This is a genomic window from Mycobacterium sp. NPDC004974 (assembly GCF_053600815.1).
Window position 1 is genome coordinate 1 of the sequence record NZ_JBSGAQ010000018.1, and the last position, 14,084, is coordinate 14,084.

12 protein-coding genes, 2 tRNA genes and 1 pseudogene are annotated in these 14,084 nt (G+C 65.8%); 7 read left to right on the forward strand and 8 right to left on the reverse strand.

The annotated features are described in order from the left end of the window. Positions 1-482: pseudogene (locus ACWEFV_RS28970) on the forward strand (HNH endonuclease signature motif containing protein); the annotation flags it as partial. Between the two features lie 4 nt (positions 483-486). Here the strand turns inward: ACWEFV_RS28970 and ACWEFV_RS28975 are convergent. Further along, positions 487-1,437, reverse strand: a complete 951-nt coding sequence (locus ACWEFV_RS28975; RefSeq protein WP_450072711.1) for a LysR family transcriptional regulator — start codon at positions 1,435-1,437, stop codon at positions 487-489. Positions 1,438-1,553: 116 nt separating this feature from the next. Here ACWEFV_RS28975 and ACWEFV_RS28980 point away from each other — a divergent pair, with 116 nt between their 5' ends. Next, the gene (locus tag ACWEFV_RS28980) at positions 1,554-3,845 is read left to right on the forward strand and encodes an FdhF/YdeP family oxidoreductase (protein WP_450072712.1); all 2,292 of its coding nucleotides are present in this window, start codon (positions 1,554-1,556) and stop codon (positions 3,843-3,845) included. Further along, on the forward strand, positions 3,845-4,669 hold the full coding sequence (gene fdhD, locus ACWEFV_RS28985) for a formate dehydrogenase accessory sulfurtransferase FdhD (RefSeq protein WP_135456389.1): 825 nt from the start codon (positions 3,845-3,847) through the stop codon (positions 4,667-4,669). Before ACWEFV_RS28980 ends, fdhD begins: the two co-directional genes overlap by 1 nt. A 145-nt stretch (positions 4,670-4,814) precedes the next feature. On the opposite strand, the gene clpX is transcribed toward fdhD, so the two are convergent. The 5 genes from clpX to ACWEFV_RS29010 form a co-directional block, all read right to left on the reverse strand. Further along, the gene (clpX, locus tag ACWEFV_RS28990; protein WP_135456391.1) at positions 4,815-6,095 is read right to left on the reverse strand and encodes an ATP-dependent Clp protease ATP-binding subunit ClpX; all 1,281 of its coding nucleotides are present in this window, start codon (positions 6,093-6,095) and stop codon (positions 4,815-4,817) included. A 407-nt stretch (positions 6,096-6,502) separates the two neighbouring features. Further along, entirely contained in the window at positions 6,503-7,147 is a 645-nt protein-coding gene (gene clpP2, locus ACWEFV_RS28995; protein WP_135456393.1) for an ATP-dependent CLP protease proteolytic subunit ClpP2, read from the reverse strand. Then, complete coding sequence (locus tag ACWEFV_RS29000) at positions 7,144-7,746, reverse strand: ATP-dependent Clp protease proteolytic subunit (protein ID WP_450072801.1); 603 nt, start codon at positions 7,744-7,746, stop codon at positions 7,144-7,146. Before ACWEFV_RS29000 ends, clpP2 begins: the two co-directional genes overlap by 4 nt. A gap of 106 nt (positions 7,747-7,852) precedes the next feature. Further along, positions 7,853-9,241, reverse strand: a complete 1,389-nt coding sequence (gene tig, locus ACWEFV_RS29005; RefSeq protein ID WP_135456397.1) for a trigger factor — start codon at positions 9,239-9,241, stop codon at positions 7,853-7,855. 42 nt (positions 9,242-9,283) lie between these two features. Beyond that, positions 9,284-9,357, reverse strand: a tRNA-Pro gene (locus ACWEFV_RS29010). Positions 9,358-9,483: 126 nt separating this feature from the next. Between ACWEFV_RS29010 and ACWEFV_RS29015 the strand changes: the two genes are divergently transcribed. Continuing rightward, positions 9,484-9,557, forward strand: a tRNA-Gly gene (locus ACWEFV_RS29015). A gap of 45 nt (positions 9,558-9,602) precedes the next feature. On the opposite strand, the gene ACWEFV_RS29020 is transcribed toward ACWEFV_RS29015, so the two are convergent. Further along, complete coding sequence (locus tag ACWEFV_RS29020; RefSeq protein ID WP_450072713.1) at positions 9,603-10,130, reverse strand: MBOE_33420 family protein; 528 nt, start codon at positions 10,128-10,130, stop codon at positions 9,603-9,605. Between the two features lie 56 nt (positions 10,131-10,186). Between ACWEFV_RS29020 and ACWEFV_RS29025 the strand changes: the two genes are divergently transcribed. From ACWEFV_RS29025 to ACWEFV_RS29035, 3 genes are all read left to right on the forward strand, one after another. After that, complete coding sequence (locus ACWEFV_RS29025) at positions 10,187-10,828, forward strand: maleylpyruvate isomerase family mycothiol-dependent enzyme (protein WP_450072714.1); 642 nt, start codon at positions 10,187-10,189, stop codon at positions 10,826-10,828. Positions 10,829-11,000: 172 nt separating this feature from the next. Beyond that, entirely contained in the window at positions 11,001-12,188 is a 1,188-nt protein-coding gene (locus ACWEFV_RS29030; RefSeq protein WP_450072715.1) for a serine hydrolase domain-containing protein, read from the forward strand. A 51-nt stretch (positions 12,189-12,239) separates the two neighbouring features. After that, a complete protein-coding gene (locus ACWEFV_RS29035; protein WP_450072716.1) occupies positions 12,240-13,067 on the forward strand; it encodes a DUF1542 domain-containing protein in 828 nt (275 codons plus the stop codon). Between the two features lie 33 nt (positions 13,068-13,100). Here ACWEFV_RS29035 and ACWEFV_RS29040 read toward each other — a convergent pair whose 3' ends face one another. Continuing rightward, entirely contained in the window at positions 13,101-14,048 is a 948-nt protein-coding gene (locus tag ACWEFV_RS29040) for a MerR family transcriptional regulator (RefSeq protein ID WP_450072717.1), read from the reverse strand. Positions 14,049-14,084 lie beyond the last annotated feature (36 nt).

Sequence of the window (14,084 nt, forward strand, 5' to 3'; positions counted from 1 at the left end):
ACGGCGGCAACACCAACGTCGACGACATGGCCCTGGCCTGCGGCCCCGACAACCGCCTCGTGCACACCAACGGCGGCTACACCACCACCATCAACAACCACGGCGAAGTCGAATGGCACCCACCACCACAACTGGACCACGGCCAACACCGCATCAACTACCACCACCGCCCCGAACTACTCCTCACCCCACCCCAGGACCAACCAGAACCGGAACCACAGCAGCACCCCGAACACGACCCCGAACGGGACCTGACCCATGAACCCGAGCAGCCTGCAGACGGGGAACTGCAATGGCACCCGCAATGGGACCTGGACTGGGACAACGACTTCGACCAACCCACACCCAACACACCCAATGTCGAACACCTCTGGAACCCCGAACCATCCGCCCCAGAACCACTCGACCCCAGGCTTCCACCCGGCTGGACACTGCTCAACAACAACCATGCCCTCAGCGGCAAAGCAGTACGCGGTCCCTGACGCTCTACGCAAGCCCGGGGCTTGCGGGCCCCGTCGCGTCCCAGCCGTCGATGCGGCTGCCGAGATCGAGATCGGCAGCCACCTCGACGAGCGCGGCGGCCACGATCGACGCGGGCTCACGGTCGAGCACCACCAGGCCGATCGCCGGGTGCGGACCGTGCTGCACCATCGGCCGCGCAGCAAAGCCCGGAGGCACACCGAGCTGTGGCAGCCATGCGGTGGAGGCGATGGTCGCGCGCGGCGAGTTCGTCAGGTGCGCATACAGCGCATCGACCGAATCCGCCTCCACCACTGGGCGGTAGCGCACCCCTTCGGCGGCCATGTTGGCATCGAGGATGCGCCGGTTGCGCATCGTGGTGGTCAGCAAGCAGAGTTCCAGTCCGGCCGCATCCGACCACGCGATCTCCGGTTGACGCATCAGTGCATCATCGGCCGGAGCCACCAGGACATAGCGCTCCCGGTACATCTCCACCGACCTGGTTCCGGGCGGGGCTTCGTCATCGAGATAGGTCAACCCGGCGTCGATCTCGAAGTCGGCCAGCCGCCGCGCGATCTCTCGCGACGACAGCGCCTCGAAGCGCACCGACGCCGCCGGATTGCGGCGCAGGAACTCGGTGGTGATGAACGGGCCGGTGGGCACCGCCGTCGGGATCGCCCCGATCCGGGCCGTGACGGTCAACCGCCCGCGCATGCGGTCGATATCGGCGAGCATCTCATCGCGCTCCGCGACGATCCGCTGGGCCCACGTCACGACCCGCTGCCCCTCTTCGGTGAATCCTTCGAACCGATGTCCCCGCTGCACGATGACGATGCCCAATTCGCGCTCCAAGCGGCGGATACCCACCGACAGCGTCGGCTGACTCACGTGGCACCGCGCGGCCGCCCTGCCGAAGTGCCGCTCGGACGCGAGCGCCAGCAGGTAGTCGAGTTGCTGTAGCAGCACATCGCTCGCCATGGATCCCGCATTCGTCGCAGTTCGATAGAAATCATCTATCACTGCATGTGAAATATCGAATGTCGACGCCCGCCAAGCGGCGTGTCTCGTGATTTTCGGGTATTAGATTGAATTTCATGACTCGCGCCCAGGACATCGATGCCGACTACGACGAGTACAAAATCATCAGCACGGGCGCCAAAGACGAGGCCGCAGGTGTCAAGGCGGTCCTGGTCAGCATGCAGCGCGGACTCGAGCAGATGGGCCCGCTGCGCACCGCCGCCGCATTGACCAGGCTCAACCAGCGGCACGGCTTCGACTGCCCGGGTTGCGCGTGGCCCGAGGAGCACGGTGGCCGCAAGCTGGCCGAGTTCTGCGAGAACGGCGCCAAGGCTGTCGCGGAGGAAGCCACCAAACGCGTCGTGACACCGGATTTCTTCGCCCGCCACAGCGTCGCCGAACTCGAGGCCAAGCCCGAGTACTGGCTGTCTCAGCAGGGCCGGCTGACCCAGCCGATGGTGCTCACACCCGGCGAGGAGCACTACCGGCCTATCGAATGGGATGACGCGTACCGCCTCATCGCCGTACACCTCAATGCGCTGGCCTCCCCCGACGAGGCACTGTTCTACACCTCCGGGCGCACCAGCAACGAGGCGGCATTCCTCTATCAGCTGATGGTCCGCAGCTTCGGCACCAACAACCTGCCGGACTGCTCGAACATGTGCCACGAATCCTCGGGCACCGCGCTGACCGAGTCGATCGGCATCGGCAAGGGCTCCGTCACCGTCGAGGACGTCACCGAGGCCGACCTGATCCTGATCGCCGGGCAGAATCCGGGCACCAACCACCCGCGCATGTTGTCGGTGCTGGAGAAGGCAAAAGCCAACGGCGCCAAGATCGTTGCGATCAACCCCCTGCCCGAGGCCGGGCTCATCCGGTTCAAGGATCCGCAGAAGGTGCACGGTGTTGTCGGGCACGGCGTGCCGATCGCCGACGAGTTCGTCCAGATCCGGCTCGGTGGGGACATGGCACTGTTCGCCGGCCTGGGCCGGTTGCTGCTGGAGGCGGAGGACGCCGCCCCGGGCACGGTGTTGGACCGGGAGTTCATCGAGGCCCATTGCGCGGGCTTCGACGACTATGCCCGCCAGACGCGGGCGGTCGACCTGGCCACTGTGACCGAGGCCAGCGGTATCGACGAGACCCAGCTGCGCCGCGTCGCCGACATGCTGATCGCCTCGCAGCGCACGGTGATCTGCTGGGCGATGGGGCTGACCCAACACCGCCACGCGGTGGCGACGATCGGCGAGGCGACCAACCTGCTGTTCATGCGCGGCATGATCGGCAAGCCGGGTGCGGGCGTGTGCCCGGTGCGCGGGCATTCCAACGTCCAGGGCGATCGGACCATGGGCATCTGGGAGAAGATGCCCGAGAAGTTCCTGGATGCGCTCGACAACAGGTTCGGCATCGCCAGCCCCCGCAAGCACGGCTACGACACCGTCGATGCGATCCGCGCCATGCGCGATGGCCGTGCCAAGGTCTTCATCGGGATGGGAGGCAACTTCGTCTCCGCCACCCCAGACACCGAGGTCACCGAGGCCGGTTTGCGCAGTTGCGCTCTGACCGTTCAGATTTCGACGAAGCTGAACCGCAGTCACCTGGTTCACGGTCGCACCGCGCTCATCCTGCCTACCCTCGGACGCACCGACAGAGATTTCCAGGCCGGCGGAAAGCAGCTGGTGTCCGTTGAGGATTCGATGTCGATGGTGCACCTGTCTCGCGGCGGCCTGACGCCGCCGAGCGAGCACTTGCGCAGTGAGGTCGCGATCGTCTGTCAGCTGGCTCGCGCACTACTGGGCCCTGGCCATCCGGTGCCGTGGGAGCAGTTCAACGCCGACTATGACCGCATCCGCGACGCCATCGCCGACGTGGTACCCGGCTGCGAGAACTACAACACCAAGGTGCGTCAGCCCGACGGGTTCCAGCTGCCTCATCCACCCCGCGATTCCCGCGAATTCCGCACCACCACAGGTAAAGCCAACTTCTCGGTGTATCCGCTGGAATGGGTGGAGGTACCGCAAGGACGCCTGGTGCTGCAGACGCTGCGCAGCCACGACCAGTACAACACCACCATCTACGGCCTGGACGACCGCTACCGCGGCGTGAAGGGTGGCCGCCGCGTGGTGTTCGTCAACCCCGCAGACATCGAAGCCATGGGCTTGGCCGACGGAGACCGCGTGGACCTCGTGTCGGAATTCGACGGGCAGGAGCGCCGCGCGAAGGACTTCCTGATCGTCGCCTACTCCACCCCGAGAGGCAACGCCGCGGCGTACTACCCGGAAACCAATCCGCTGGTGCCGCTTGATCACACGGCCAAGAAATCGAACACGCCGGTGTCGAAGGCCGTCGTAATCCGGTTGGAGGGGGCCTAGTGGGCCGGGTCACCGCCCGCCGACGCGCCCACCACCTGACCGGCGCCACGGCCGAGGCCCGCCCGGAAACGCTGGTGGTCGAGGAGCCGCTGGAGATCCGCGTCGACGGCACGCCCATCACTGTCACGATGCGCACCCCGGGCGCCGATGTCGAGCTGGCCCAAGGGTTTCTGCTGACCGAGGGCTTGATCGCGCAGCGTGAGGACCTGGTGTCGGTGCGTTACTGCCGGGGTGCCAACGAGGACGGAATCAACACCTACAACGTGTTGGACGCCACCTTGGCCCCTGACGTGCCCAAGCCCGATGTTGACGTGACCCGCAACTTCTACACCACCTCGTCGTGCGGGGTGTGTGGCAAGGCCTCATTGGAGGCGGTGCGGTTGAGCAGCAAGCACTGTCCCGGCGATGACCCGTCGACGGTTCCCGCCACGCTGCTCTCGGCGATGCCCCGGCAACTTCGGGCTGCGCAGAAGGTCTTCGCCAGCACCGGCGGCCTGCACGCCGCAGCGCTGTTCACCGTCGACGGTGACATGCTCGTCGTCCGTGAGGACATCGGCAGGCACAACGCCGTCGACAAGGTGATCGGCTGGGCGCTGGAGCACAACCGGATTCCGTTGAGCGCCACGGTCCTTCTGGTCAGCGGCCGGGCCTCGTTCGAGCTCACCCAGAAGGCCGTGATGGCGGGCATCCCGATCCTGGCCGCGGTGTCCGCGCCGTCCTCGCTGGCCGTCGATCTGGCCGGCCAATCCGGCCTGACCCTGGTGGCCTTCCTGCGGGGCGATTCGATGAACGTCTACACCCGCCCTGACCGCGTGCAGCAGTGATGGCAAAGAAATTCTGGTTCGCGCAGCAGCTGTTGCGTTCGGTGACGCCGGTATAGGGCCTTACCGCCCGAACCCCAGCACGAATGCACTCAGGGTCGTGATCCGGCTGGGATCACGACCCTGAGTGCAATTTGGGCGTATTGGACTATGCGGTCTTGTCGCGACGCTCAGACCGCGACGGCTTGCGCGGCACGATGGTCGGCAGCACGTTGTCCTGCACGGTCTCCTTGGTGACGACCACCTTGGCGACGTCGTCGCGGCTGGGGATGTCGTACATCACCGGCAGCAGGACTTCCTCCATGATGGCGCGCAGGCCGCGGGCACCGGTGCCGCGGTGGATGGCCTGATCGGCGATCGCCTCCAGCGCCTCTTCGGTGAACTCCAGCTCCACGCCGTCCATCTCGAACAGCCGGACGTACTGCTTCACCAGAGCGTTCTTCGGCTCGGAGAGGATCTTGACCAAGGACTCCTTGTCCAGGTTCGTCACCGAGGCCACGACCGGCAGGCGGCCGATGAACTCGGGGATCAGACCGAACTTGATCAGGTCCTCGGGCATCACCTCGGCGAAGTGGTCCTGGGTGTCGATCTCGGCCTTGGACCGCACCTCGGCGCCGAAGCCCAGACCGCGCTTGCCGACCCGGTCGGAGACGATCTTCTCCAGGCCCGCGAACGCACCCGCCACGATGAACAGCACGTTGGTGGTGTCGATCTGGATGAATTCCTGGTGCGGATGCTTACGGCCACCCTGCGGCGGAACCGAGGCCTGCGTGCCTTCCAGGATCTTCAGCAGGGCCTGCTGCACACCCTCGCCGGAGACATCGCGGGTGATCGACGGGTTCTCGCTCTTGCGGGCGATCTTGTCGACCTCGTCGATGTAGATGATGCCGGTCTCGGCGCGCTTGACGTCGTAGTCGGCGGCCTGAATCAGCTTGAGCAGAATGTTCTCGACGTCCTCGCCCACGTACCCGGCCTCGGTCAGCGCGGTCGCATCGGCGATGGCGAACGGCACGTTGAGCATCTTGGCCAGCGTCTGGGCCAGGTAGGTCTTACCGCAGCCGGTGGGGCCCAGCATGAGGATGTTGGACTTGGTCAGCTCGACCGGCTCGGAGCGCGAATCGCGGGACTTCTCCTGGGCCTGGATGCGCTTGTAGTGGTTGTAGACAGCCACGGCCAGCGTGCGCTTCGCGGTGTCCTGACCGATGACGTAGCCCTCGAGGAAGTCACGGATCTCCGCGGGTTTGGGCAGCTCGTCGAGCTTGACGTCGTCAGCGTCGGCGAGTTCCTCCTCGATGATCTCGTTGCACAGATCGATGCACTCGTCGCAGATGTACACGCCCGGACCGGCAATGAGCTTTTTGACCTGCTTTTGACTCTTGCCGCAGAACGAGCACTTCAGCAGGTCACCGCCGTCTCCAATGCGCGCCATGTGGGGGGGTCCTACTTCCTGTTTGCAGTCGGTCGTTACGCCAGTTGCTGGGTCACCTCGGGCGTAAACCCGACGCTACCCGTTCGTTCCGTCGCGGTGCGACCGATAAGGCCGAATCGCTCCGGTGGTATTTGTTCACGTGCAGGAGAACATATCTCTCCTTGCGGCCCGTCACCCGTCGGCACGCTGACTGTGTCCTTGGCGTGTCGTTGTGGAGCGGGGACGAGTAGTCGAACGACCTGGTCCTTGTGCGGCATTCGCCGTGGTCGAGGGTACCGGCACCACCCCGACGCCTACGGAAGCGCAGGTCAGCGGATCTTTCAGACTCCCCCACGACGACGCACGCCCCGCACCGGAGGTAACCGGGCAGGGCGTGTGTCATCAGGCTGGGGGTTGCCGCTGTACTACTAGGCCTGAGCGGACAGCTTGCGGTACTCCAGGACCGTGTCGATGATCCCGTAGTCCTTGGCATCGGCCGCGGTGAGGATCTTGTCGCGGTCGGTGTCCTTGCGGATGACCTCGGGATCCTTACCGGTGTGGCGGGCGAGCGTGCTCTCCATCAGGGTGCGCATCCGCTCGATCTCGGCGGCCTGGATCTCCAGGTCCGAGAACTGTCCCTGGATCACTCCGGACAGCGACGGCTGGTGGATCAGCACCCGGGCGTTGGGCAGCGCCAGGCGCTTGCCGGGGGTACCGGCGGCCAGCAGCACCGCGGCGGCCGAGGCGGCCTGCCCGAGGCACACCGTCTGGATGTCGGCACGCACGTACTGCATGGTGTCGTAGATCGCCATCAGCGAGGTGAACGAGCCACCGGGCGAGTTGATGTACATGGTGATGTCGCGGTCGGGATCCAGCGACTCCAGCACGAGCAGCTGGGCCATGATGTCGTTGGCCGACGCGTCGTCCACCTGCACGCCGAGGAAGATGATGCGTTCCTCGAACAGCTTGTTGTACGGGTTGGATTCCTTGACGCCGAAGCTCGAGTGCTCGATGAACGACGGCAGGATGTAGCGAGCCTGCGGCTGAAGGCGGGGATCAGTGTGGTCGGTCATTTGTCCAGTCCTGCTCCCGGTCCGGTGCCGTTGATGTTGGCGCTGGTGATGATGTGGTCGACGAACCCGTATTCCAGAGCTTCCGGCGCGGTGAACCAGCGGTCGCGGTCGGAGTCGGCCTCGATCTGCTCGACGGACTTGCCGGTGAACTCTGCGTTGAGCCGGAACATTTCCTTCTTGATGACGTGGAACTGCTCAGCCTGGATGGCGATGTCCGCGGCACTGCCGGTGACACCACCGAGCGGCTGGTGCATCAGCACCCGGGCGTGGGGCAGGGCGTGACGCTTGCCCTTGGTGCCCGCAGCGAGCAGGAACTCACCCATCGAGGCGGCCATGCCCATCGCGTAGGTGGCGACGTCGCACGGCGCCAGGACCATCGTGTCGTAGATGGCCATGCCGGCGCTGATCGAGCCGCCGGGCGAGTTGATGTAGAGGTGGATGTCCTTGGTCGGATCCTCCGCCGACAGCAACAGGATCTGCGCGCACAGCTTGTTGGCGATGTCGTCGTCCACTTGGGAACCCAGGAAGATGATCCGCTCGGCAAGCAAGCGCTCATAGACGGAGTCGACGAGGCTGAACCCGCTCCCGTTCGAACGCATGTCAGTCACGACTGGATACCTGCTTTCTCTTACGCATTGGTACTGACGACACTAACGAAACTGGGGCGCCACGCACTCCCGTACGGGGCTGCGTTCGCTCACAGCGTCACTCGGCGGCGTCAGCGTCCTTGTCGTCGGCCTCGTCAGCCTGCTCGCCCTCGGCCTGCGCAGCCTCGGCCGGACCGAAGAACTCCGTGGTGTCGATCACGGTGCCGTCGGTATCGGTCACGGTGGCGGCGTGCACCACAGCGGCGATGGTCAGTCCACGGCGCACGTCGGCGAACATGGCCGGCAGCTGGTTGTTCTGCTGCAGGATCTGGATCAGCTGCTGGGGCTCGATGCCGTACTGACGCGACATCAGCACAAGACGCTCGGTGAGGTCGTTCTGACCCACCTGAATGTCGAGCTTGTCGGCGACGGCATCCATCAGCAGCTGGGTCTTGACGGCCTTTTCAGCGTTCGACTTGTTGTCGGCGTCGAATTCCTCACGGCTGCTGCCCTGTTCGGTCAGCTGCTCGGCGAACTTGTCCTCGTCGTGGTCGAGGCCGTGGATCGCGTTGTGCAGGGTGTCGTCGATCTGGGCCTGAACGACCTTCTCCGGCAACGGAACCTCGGTCTGCTCCAGCAGCACCTCGATGGCCTTGTCGCGGATCTGCTCGGCCTGCTGCACGCTCTTGACCCGGCGCACCTGGTCGGTGAGGCTCTCCTTGAGCTCATCGATGGTGTCGAATTCGCTTGCCAGCTGGGCGAAGTCGTCGTCGGCCTCAGGCAGCTCGCGCTCCTTGACCGACTTCACGGTCACGGTCACGTCGGCGTCCTGGCCGGCGTATTCGCCGGCGGCCAGCTTGGTGGTGAAGACCTTGGACTCGCCGACCTTCAGGCCGGTGATCGCCTCGTCGAGGCCCTCGATCAGCTGACCGGAACCGACCTCGTGCGACAGGCCCTCGGTCGCGGCCTCGGGCACCTCGGTGCCGTCGACGGTGGCCGACAGGTCGATGGAGACGAAGTCTCCTTCCTGGGCGCCGCGCTCGACGCCGGTCAGGGTGCCGAAACGGGCCCGCAGCGACTGCAGCTCGGCGTCGACCGCCTCATCGTCAACCTCGATCGGATCGACAGTGATCTTGAGCGAGTCGAACTCGGGCAGGGTGATCTCGGGACGCACGTCGACCTCGGCGGTGAACGCCAGTTCCTGGCCGTCCTCCAGCTTGGTCACCTCGATCTCGGGCTGACCCAGTGGCTTGACGTCGGAAGCCGTGACGGCCTCGCTGTAGCGGCTCGGCAGCGCGTCGTTGACAACCTGCTCCAGCACCGCGCCGCGGCCGACGCGGGCCTCCAGCAACTTGCGCGGGGCCTTGCCCGGGCGGAAGCCGGGCAGGCGGACCTGCTGGGCCAGCGCCTTGAACGCGCGATCGAAATCAGGCTCAAGCTCGGTGAAGGGCACCTCCACATTGATGCGCACCCGGGTGGGGCTCAACTGCTCGACTGTGCTCTTCACTCTTCCTGCTCCTAGATAGTCCTGGTCGTACTGGCGGGTGAGTCGGGGTGACAGGATTTGAACCTGCGGCCTTCCGCTCCCAAAGCGGATGCGCTACCAAGCTGCGCTACACCCCGTGGTGGTGGTCGATCCGCTGCGGCAAAACCCACGAACGGACCACGCGAGATACTACGTGCTGACGGCACGGAGCATTCAATTGGCTTTGATCGGGGGCACACCGGTACAGTGCTGATGCTGCACATGCGGGCGTAGCTCAATGGTAGAGCCCTAGTCTTCCAAACTAGCTACGCGGGTTCGATTCCCGTCGCCCGCTCCAACAAAACCGCCCTGATAGGGCGGTTTTTTGTATGTCGGGCCCCGATCACTGCCCCGATCCACCGGGTGGTGGGTCGACGGGCGTCAGCGATATCGGCAGCCAATGGGTGCCGGGTCCCTCACCTGGGCATCCGACTCCCCCGATGACGAGAGTGCGCTCTCCGTAGAAGCTGCCGTCGGGGTTCGGGACCCAGTAGTCCGAGCGTTGGGCCTGCACGGCGCTGCCGGGGTTGTTGCGATCACAGAAGTAGGGATACTCACCGCTCGTCTCCCAACGGCCGTTGTTCCATCTGTACTCATAGGCCACCGGGGCGCCTGGATTGCGGGCGTGATCGTCCGAATTGTCCATGCGCGCAACACAACCGTTCACGTCGCACCGCGTGGTGAATTCGACAGGCACCGTAATCGGATTCATCGGTGTCGGCATTCCCTTGAACGTCTGCTTCGAGAAGTCGATGAACAAGTCGTAGTGCCCGTACAGCGGCGGTGGCTCGACTCGATCCGCATGAGCGACCGGGGACGCGATCGACATGGCGCCGGCAACCAAGCCGACGACAAGCGGGATTTTCATCATTGCGCCTGGGTAACACATCAACACACAGGCCGTGAGTGGTTTTGTCCGCGCGGCCGATGATCGCCGAGACTGTCGGTGTGCTCAGCGTCCGTGCCCAGGCCCGCCGGGAACGCCAAGAATTCGCCGATCTGCTCGACGGGCTGGCCCCGCACGAATGGCAAGCACCGACGTTGTGCGCGGGTTGGGATGTCCGCGACGTCGCCGCCCACACCATCGCCTATCTCGGGCAGACCCGGCTGGGACTCGCGGCCTCGATGCTGGCGGCACGCGGCCGGGTGGACCGGATCAACGACCGTGCCCTGCGAGCCGACACCGGGGCCGGACCTGACGAACTCCGCACCCGGATGCGGGCCGGCACCGACCCGTCGGGCGCGGGCGCACTCTACGGCTGCCGGGTGGCGCTGATCGAATGCCTGATCCACCAGCAGGACATCCGGCGCCCGCTGGGACTACCGCGCACTGTCAAACCCGACGCACTGCTGACCTCCCTCACCTTTGCGCGGATCAGCCCGGTGATCGGCGGAGCCCGCCGCACCCGGGGGCTGCGATTGATCGCCTCTGACCTCGACTGGTCAGCCGGCCGCGGGCCTGAGATTCGTGGACCAGGCGAGGCGCTGTTACTGGCGATGACGGGACGCTTTCCGGCGGTCGCCGACCAGCTGCAAGGTCCGGGCGTGGCTCACCTGTGCGGACGATGAAACATCCGGTCTCGATCCGGCGTCGAATCGGCGCAGACCTGACGCCGACCTCGTAACGATCCGACCGCGCCCATCGATTCAGTCAACGGGCCGCCCCTACCATCGGGCAGTGACGTGTACCGGCGTTCTGCCGGGTCATCGCCAACATCCGTTGCCCACCGCTGGAGGACCGTTGAGAAGTCAGCCGATCGATGCGATCGATGGCTTCTGCACGTCCGAATTCTCCCGGGTGCGCGATGCCTTCGCGGACAACTTCGCCCACCACAATGAGGTCGGCGCTGCCGTCGCGGTCTGGGTCGAAGGCGACCTGGTGGTCAACCTGTGGGGCGGATCGGTCGACGCGGCAGGCACCAGGCCATGGCAGCAGGACACCCTGGCCAGTGTGTATTCCGGATCCAAGGGGCTGCTGAGCACCTGCATCCATCTGTTGGCCGACCGCGGCGAGATCGACCTGGATGCGCCGGTGGCCCGCTATTGGCCCGAGTTCGGCCAGGCCGGAAAGCAGAACATCACCATCGCGATGGTGCTGGGCCACCGCTCCGGCGTGATCGGCCCGCGCGAACCGATGAGCTGGCAGCAGGTGACCGACTGGGACGCGGTGTGCGCCCGGATCGCCGCCGCGACGCCGTGGTGGCCCCCGGGCACCGCGCAGGGCTACCACGTGGTGACCTTCGGCTTCATCCTCGGCGAAGTCGTGCGCCGAGTCACGGGCCGCACCCTGGGCCAGTACCTACGCACCGAGATCGCCGAACCGCTGGGCGCCGACATCCACATCGGCCTGCCTGCCTGGCACCATCACCGGTGCGCGGAGATGGTGAACAAGCCGTCGGTGCGCAGTCTGCTGGCCGACAACCTGGTCAACGAACCGCCGGCCTCCCTCGACGACCATCCGATGGCCGGTTGGGCGGTGTCGATGGACTTCGTGCCGGATGACGAACTGGGCGTGCAAGCCCTGGACACCTGGCGCGCGGCCGAGTTCCCGAGCACCAACGCGCACGTCACCGCGCTCGGCATGGCGACCTTCTACAACGCACTGGCCCAGGAGAAACTGCTGACCCGCGACCACATGGAGCGCTGCCGGGTCTCCCAGGGCGGATTCGACGCCGACGTGGTGCTGGGCGCGCGGGTCGCCGATCACGGCTGGGGTCTGGGTTACATGCTCAACCAGCGCGGCGTGGCCGGGCCGAACACGGGCATCTTCGGGCACGGCGGATCGGGTGGTTCGTTCGCCTTCGTCGACCTGGAGCACCGGATCGGCTACGCGTACGTGATGAACTACTTCGACGCCACCAAGTGCAATGCCGACCCGCGCACGGTCGCGCTGTCCAACGAGGTGTACTCCGCTCTCGGCGTAATTTGAGTTCTCTTCGAGGACCCGGAAACGCCGATTTCCGTCGGTACGCTGGACGCCATGAACAGCGTTTTGCTGGTACTCATCGTTCTTGTCATCGCCGCGATCGCGTTCGCTGTCTACAGCTCGTCGCAGGCCAACGGCCGTCGCTCCGCGGAGTCACTGGCCGATGCCAAGGCTGACGCCCGCCGGCTGATCGAGCGTCTCGGCGGGCAGGTGCTCAACCTGACCGGCTCCGACGACGCCTCCAAGCAGGCGCTGGCCGACGCCTCCGAGCGGTACACCGCCGCGTCCTCACAGATCGATCAGGCCACCACCGCCAAGCAGGCCGTGCTGGCCAAGGAGAGCGCGATCGAGGGGCTCTACTACGTGCGCGCGGCCCGTACCGCGATGGGCATGGATCCCGGTCCCGAGTTGGAGTCGTTGACCGGACAACGTGCGGCCGGCTCGGTTACCGAGGACCGCCGGATCAACTTCGAGGGTCGCGAGATCGAGGCCTCCCCGACCCCGTCGCAGCGCACCCCGAACTACTACCCCGGCGGCCGGGTGGCCGGGCGCCCGGTGCCCGCCGGCTGGTACTCCGAGCCGTGGTGGAAGCCGGCCCTGGTGGCCGGCGCCTGGGGCCTGGGCTCGGTGCTGCTGTTCGACGCGATGTTCTCCGGTATGCACGGAGTCAACTACGGCGCACAGGGATTCGAAAGCGGTTACGGTGACGGCTATTCCGACGGTTTCGCCGCGGGCCAGGACACCGGAGGCGACGCCGGCGCATTGGATGGCGGTGACGCCGGCGGTGGCGACTGGGGTGGAACGGACGCCAGCGGCTGGGACGGCGGCGGATTCGACGGTGGCGGCTTCGGCGACTTCGGCGGTGATTTCGGGGGCTTCTGACCCCGCCCAGCAGACTCCTGACTTCCCGGGTGCCTAGTCGACCGGGTGGCTGTTGAGCCAGTCGAGCACCTGCTGGGCATGCGTGTCCGTCGGGAATATCGGATAGAACACGTGCTCGATCCGACCGTCCCGAACCACCAGGGTGAGACGCGTGTAGAGACGCGGGTGCCCGGCGGCCGCGAACGTGGGCAAGTTCAGCGCGTCCGCCAGGACGAACGCCTCATCCGAGAGCATCCCGAACGGCAAGCCCAGCCGCCGAACAACTTCCGCCTGATAGTCGGCGTCCTGGCTGGACAATCCCCACACCTGCTGCGCGCCGGCAGCGCGCAGTTCCGCATAGTGATCGCGGAATCCGCACGCCTCTGGTGTACATCCGCGCGCGCCGGGAATCGCGTCCCAGCCCTCGGGGAGGTCAACTCCCGGACGACCGGTGAGCGGGTACAGGTAGATGATCGTGCGTCCCGCGGGCAGGCTCTCGAGCCCGATGTCCTCACCGCCACTGCCGGCCAAGGTGATGTCGGGAATCGGCCGGCCCACCAAATGGTCTGCGGCACCGTCGTCAACGGGTGCGGGCAGGTCGGCGGGAAGAGACGTGAACTCGGTCAACGGTCGGTGCTCCTCATCGAATGCTCGACACGCGGCCTCGGTCAGCCGCGCCGTGAGGACTTGGCGCTTACGCGTCAACGACGCGATGGTCTCATCGAGTACGGCGATGCTGTCCCGGTATGCCGCAAGCGATTCGGGACACTCGTCACTGTGCTCGTGACCGTGGCGAAGGCAGTCGACGAACGGGCCGGCCTTCGACGGGGAGATACCGATCGCGGCGAGTGCGCGGATCTCTTCCACGATCTGCACATGCTCATCGGAGTAGTTCCGGTATCCGTTGCCCAGGCGTGCCGGAGTCAGCAGGCCGAGGTGTTCGTAGTAACGCACGGCCTTGGTCGACGTGCCCGTCCGGCGGGCCAGTTCAGAAATCTGCATGTCAAGTCCTCGCCCAGACTGTAAACACTGCCACCT

Bases quoted from the DNA above. Each gene is read 5' to 3' on its own strand.
- ACWEFV_RS29000 (WP_450072801.1), bottom strand. From the start codon at position 7,746: ATGCGTTCGAACGGGAGCGGGTTCAGCCTCGTCGACTCCGTCTATGAG.
- ACWEFV_RS29025 (WP_450072714.1), top strand. From the start codon at position 10,187: ATGATCGCCGAGACTGTCGGTGTGCTCAGCGTCCGTGCCCAGGCCCGC.
- ACWEFV_RS29035 (WP_450072716.1), top strand. From the start codon at position 12,240: ATGAACAGCGTTTTGCTGGTACTCATCGTTCTTGTCATCGCCGCGATC.
- ACWEFV_RS28975 (WP_450072711.1), bottom strand. From the start codon at position 1,437: ATGGCGAGCGATGTGCTGCTACAGCAACTCGACTACCTGCTGGCGCTC.
- ACWEFV_RS28980 (WP_450072712.1), top strand. From the start codon at position 1,554: ATGACTCGCGCCCAGGACATCGATGCCGACTACGACGAGTACAAAATC.
- ACWEFV_RS29020 (WP_450072713.1), bottom strand. From the start codon at position 10,130: ATGATGAAAATCCCGCTTGTCGTCGGCTTGGTTGCCGGCGCCATGTCG.
- clpX (WP_135456391.1), bottom strand. From the start codon at position 6,095: ATGGCGCGCATTGGAGACGGCGGTGACCTGCTGAAGTGCTCGTTCTGC.
- ACWEFV_RS29040 (WP_450072717.1), bottom strand. From the start codon at position 14,048: ATGCAGATTTCTGAACTGGCCCGCCGGACGGGCACGTCGACCAAGGCC.
- clpP2 (WP_135456393.1), bottom strand. From the start codon at position 7,147: ATGACCGACCACACTGATCCCCGCCTTCAGCCGCAGGCTCGCTACATC.